General features: G+C 59.8%; 6 protein-coding genes. 5 read left to right on the forward strand and 1 reads right to left on the reverse strand.

Annotated elements, in window-relative coordinates:
- The coding region (locus tag EOA22_RS26720) for a response regulator (RefSeq protein WP_127390335.1) at positions 1-332 on the forward strand (332 nt) is incomplete at its 5' end.
- A 422-nt stretch (positions 333-754) separates the two neighbouring features.
- On the opposite strand, the gene EOA22_RS26725 is transcribed toward EOA22_RS26720, so the two are convergent.
- On the reverse strand, positions 755-1933 hold the full coding sequence (locus EOA22_RS26725) for a zinc-dependent alcohol dehydrogenase (protein ID WP_063170161.1): 1179 nt from the start codon (positions 1931-1933) through the stop codon (positions 755-757).
- Between the two features lie 698 nt (positions 1934-2631).
- On the opposite strand from EOA22_RS26725, the gene EOA22_RS26735 reads away from it, so the two are divergent.
- The 4 genes from EOA22_RS26735 to EOA22_RS26750 all read left to right on the forward strand — a co-directional run.
- Positions 2632-2898: a hypothetical protein gene (locus tag EOA22_RS26735; protein ID WP_063170162.1), complete on the forward strand. Its 267-nt coding sequence runs from the start codon at positions 2632-2634 to the stop codon at positions 2896-2898.
- On the forward strand, positions 2895-3113 hold the full coding sequence (locus EOA22_RS26740) for a hypothetical protein (RefSeq protein WP_063170163.1): 219 nt from the start codon (positions 2895-2897) through the stop codon (positions 3111-3113). Before EOA22_RS26735 ends, EOA22_RS26740 begins: the two co-directional genes overlap by 4 nt.
- A gap of 4 nt (positions 3114-3117) precedes the next feature.
- Complete coding sequence (locus tag EOA22_RS26745) at positions 3118-3333, forward strand: hypothetical protein (RefSeq protein ID WP_063170164.1); 216 nt, start codon at positions 3118-3120, stop codon at positions 3331-3333.
- A 47-nt stretch (positions 3334-3380) separates the two neighbouring features.
- Positions 3381-3893 (forward strand): diguanylate cyclase (locus tag EOA22_RS26750; protein WP_127390336.1); only part of this gene is annotated, 513 nt, incomplete at its 3' end.

Here is a 3893-nt window from a genome sequence, read left to right on the forward strand (position 1 = left end):
TCGCCGAAGACGTCGCGTCTCGCCTGCGTGCGGCGGGTTATCCCGTGATCGGCCCGGTCTCGTCGGTCGCCGCGGCTCGTCAACTTATCGATGCAGGCAAAGTCGACGTGGCGCTGCTCGACATTCAATTGAACGGTGAAACGAGTCTGCCCGTAGCCGAAACATTGCTGGCTCGCGGCGTCCCCTTCGCCTTCATGACCGGATTTGGGCCGCGTGATGTTCCCCAACCCTTCCGAAGCTGCAAATTCGTGCCAAAGCCGGCAGGCGACGCTGCCCTTCTCAACACCCTGGCCGACCTGGCATTGCTTCGTCCCGACACGCACTCGTCGTGATTTCAACAGCCGGTTTCGATCAGTCCAGGGGCTTGTCCGTCGGCCGAGGCGTGGTGCTCGCCTGACGCGGCCGCCCGGCGTTGCGATTGGCAACCGGATTGTCAAGCGGCGCGGTCGACGGCCGGGATGTGCCTGCGGTTTTCGGCGTCTCCGGCTTGCCACCGGCATCCGTGTCACTGGCGTCCCGTCTCGGGTGCGGCAGACCATCGGCGTTCGGAGACCGGACGCTGGGTTTCGATGTGGAACTCTCATTGCTCATGGCAGCACCTTTCTTTGCATCGGGTGGGGCACGGTAGTCCCGCCGCTGTGAAGTCTGCAGGTCAAACCGTCGCCGCGATCGAAGGTTCCAGGTGCCAACGGGTCCATTGCGATCCACGGCCGCCGACTTACTCAGGGCAGACCTGGTGCGAGAGCCCGACACCTCAACCATGCGGCCGCATCACCACCTTGATGCAGCCATCCTGCTTGTCACGGAACGTCTTGTAGAGATCCGGCCCGGCTCCGAGATCCGCCCGGTGCGTGATCACGAAGGAGGGATCGATGTCGCCCTTCTGGACTATGTCCAGGAGCGGTTCGAGGTAACGCTGAGTATGGGTCTGACCCATCCGGAAGGTCAGGCCCTTGTTCATGGCGGCGCCGAACGGAATATGATCGACGAGACCGATATAGACGCCGGGCACCGAGATGGTGCCGCCTTTGCGGCAGGAGTAGATTGCTTCGCGCAGTACATGCGGCCTGTCGGTGCCGAGGTAGACGGCGGCCTTGACCTTGTCGAGCATGGCGTCGGCACTGGCGCCGGGATCCGACTCGGTACCGACACAGTCGATGCAGCGATCAGGACCGCGGCCATCGGTCATCGCCATCAAGGCGTCGTAAATATCGGAGTTGCTGAAGTCGAGCGTCTCGGCCTTGCCGTGCTCGCGAGCCATCGCCAGCCGCTCCGGCACCTTGTCTATGGCAATAACGCGGCCGGCGCCGAGCATCCATGCGCTTTGGATGGCGAACTGGCCGACCGGACCGCAGCCCCAGATAGCGACGGTATCGCCTGGCTCGATGCCGGCATTTTCAGCCGCCATGTAGCCAGTCGGGAAGATGTCTGAGAGGAACAGCACCTGTTCGTCGTCCATTCCTTCGGGCACCTTTATCGGACCGACATCGGCGAAAGGGACTCGCAGATATTCGGCTTGCCCTCCCCAATAGCCGCCGACCAGATGCGAATAGCCGAACAGGCCCGCCGGGGATTGTCCCATCACTTCGGCGGCCTGTTTGGCATTGGGATTGGACCTGTCGCAAAGCGAGAACAGCCCCTTCTGGCAAAACCAGCATTCGCCGCATGAGATGTTGAACGGCACCACGATGCGGTCACCCTTCCTGAATTTCGAATGGCCGCGGCCGACTTCCACGACCTCGCCCATGGTCTCGTGTCCAAGCACGTCGCCCGATTCCATGGTCGGCATATATCCGTTCATCAGATGCAGGTCCGAGCCGCATATGGCGCAGCAGATGACCTTGATGATGACGTCGCGATCATCCTCTATAGCGGGATCAGCCACCTGGTCGCATCGGATGTCGCCTTTGCCGTGCCATGTGAGCGCTTTCATGAGGTTGCTCCTTGTTGGAAGAAGGTTGGAAGGCAAATCGTGTAAAAGGCACCGTCTGAGCGTCTGCAGCAATCCGTCGATATACAGGTCAACACATAGGAGTTGCTGCCGTGATGCCCGATTGTTCAGTCTTTGGATGCGGAACCCGGCTCGGCCATCTTGCGGTGCTGTTCAGCCAGCGTGCCTGCCGGCATCACATGCGCCGCGGCGACCTGCAGCTTGTTCTCCAACTGCTGATGACTTGTTCCTCGCCGGCCATCTCGCCTCGTAACCGGCTATGACTACATCGGTGGGATTGTCCTTCTCATCGGTGCCGACCTTGCCCTCACCACGGCCAACTTTTCATTCGTCATAACGTCCTCCGAATTTCGCTTCGGCCGAACCACCATCGAGGCTGATTGTTCCGTACGGATAGGATTGAATGGGCGGCTTTATGCCGGCCATGAAAAGCGATTTTGTTCTGGGCACATTCGACTGTGAACAACTCATGATGGCGGTGGAACAACTCAAGTTTGTGCGAGTTCGGTAGCCGTGCAGCGTCATCGCTCCCCTTGTTTGATGCTGCACGGTCGGGTTCCCTCAGCCTGATCAGCCCGCGCGCCCTCGCGGCAGCGCGGGCTTTCTATGGGCAGGGCGCCATGTTTTAAATCTTTGGAACAACGTACCCGTTCAGCAGTTCGGCGTGCAGGAGGAACAAAATGCAATTCGCGGAAGAAATCGCGCTCAGGCGCGTAAAGATGCTGGTCGAACAATATGTTGTCGCCAGGAGCAGGAGATATGATTTCGTCTCGACCGAACTCGCCTGTAAGGCCATCCGCCAGGTCGTACGAAGCCCGATCGAGGACGCCGAACTGGACCATCTGCTGGCCAGAAGCGCCGTCAAACAAGGGCTGTCGGTGCGGTTCGACCGGATAGGTCATTGGCAGGCGGCTTCGCCCGAACTCAGCCAGGAGAAATCAGCATGAGGGCAGTGCTTTTGATGTCGGCCGCATTGCTCGCCTTGGCGGCGTGTAATGACAATGCCGATCCAGCCAAGTCCAAGACGGATACCACGAACAGCCAACCGGTCGACAAGAATCCCACGACGGACACCAACCCGACACCGCAGACCAGCACCGGCGGCGATCAGCAAGGTACGCAGCCAGCCCAGCCTGCATCTCCCAAGCCAAGTGGCGGCTAGGCCTATGGAGCGACGCAACGCGATAATCTCGCTGGTGATAGCCGCAGTCATCATTGTCGGTTTCGTCGTCGGCTTTTTCTACATTGATATGGGCTGGCAGACCTCGCCGCTGAAACGCGCGCCTGAACAGAACCAGGGTGGCAACGCCCCGGCGGATACCTCACCAGCCGCGGGCGTCCAGAAGAATCCCAAGGAAAACACCGAAATGCCTGGGCAGTGATCGACAGCTCGTCTCTGAGTAGACCTCGAACCAAGCCAGACGCGTTTATGCTGTCAGGTCCCACCGTGCTGATCCTTATGTACTTTCTGCTTCCCGTCTGGCTTGTCGCTGGCTTTGCAGACTGGCTTTGCCACCGCGCCTCACATATCGAGTCGACCACGGGCGCCAAGGAATCCTTGATCCATCTTCTGATGTTCGCCGAAGTAGGCGTGCCGTTGCTGGCAGCCATGTTCCTCGAGGTGAATGCCTTGGTCATCGCTGTCATGATCGTCACCTTCTTCATCCACGAGGCGACGGCGATGTGGGATGTACGCTATGCAACCACGGCGCGCAGGGTAACGCCGATCGAACAGCATGTGCACAGCTTTCTGGAAATGATCCCGCTGATGGGCCTGGTCAGCGTCGTCTCCCTCCATTGGACGCAGTTTCTTGCGTTGTTCGGGGCGGGGCCGGAAACCGCGCGCTTCGATATCGTCTGGAAATCGCAGCAGTTGCCACTGATCTATATCGTCTGCGTGATGGCCGTGATCGTACTTTTCGAGTTGCTTCCGTATGTGGAG

The organism is Mesorhizobium sp. M7A.F.Ca.US.014.04.1.1, from assembly GCF_003998745.1.
GTDB lineage: Bacteria > Pseudomonadota > Alphaproteobacteria > Rhizobiales > Rhizobiaceae > Mesorhizobium > Mesorhizobium ciceri.

Excerpts from the sequence above, each read along its gene's own strand:
- EOA22_RS26725 (WP_063170161.1), bottom strand. The coding sequence starts at position 1,933 with ATGAAAGCGCTCACATGGCACGGCAAAGGCGACATCCGATGCGACCAG.
- EOA22_RS26735 (WP_063170162.1), top strand. The coding sequence starts at position 2,632 with ATGCAATTCGCGGAAGAAATCGCGCTCAGGCGCGTAAAGATGCTGGTC.
- EOA22_RS26740 (WP_063170163.1), top strand. The coding sequence starts at position 2,895 with ATGAGGGCAGTGCTTTTGATGTCGGCCGCATTGCTCGCCTTGGCGGCG.
- EOA22_RS26745 (WP_063170164.1), top strand. The coding sequence starts at position 3,118 with ATGGAGCGACGCAACGCGATAATCTCGCTGGTGATAGCCGCAGTCATC.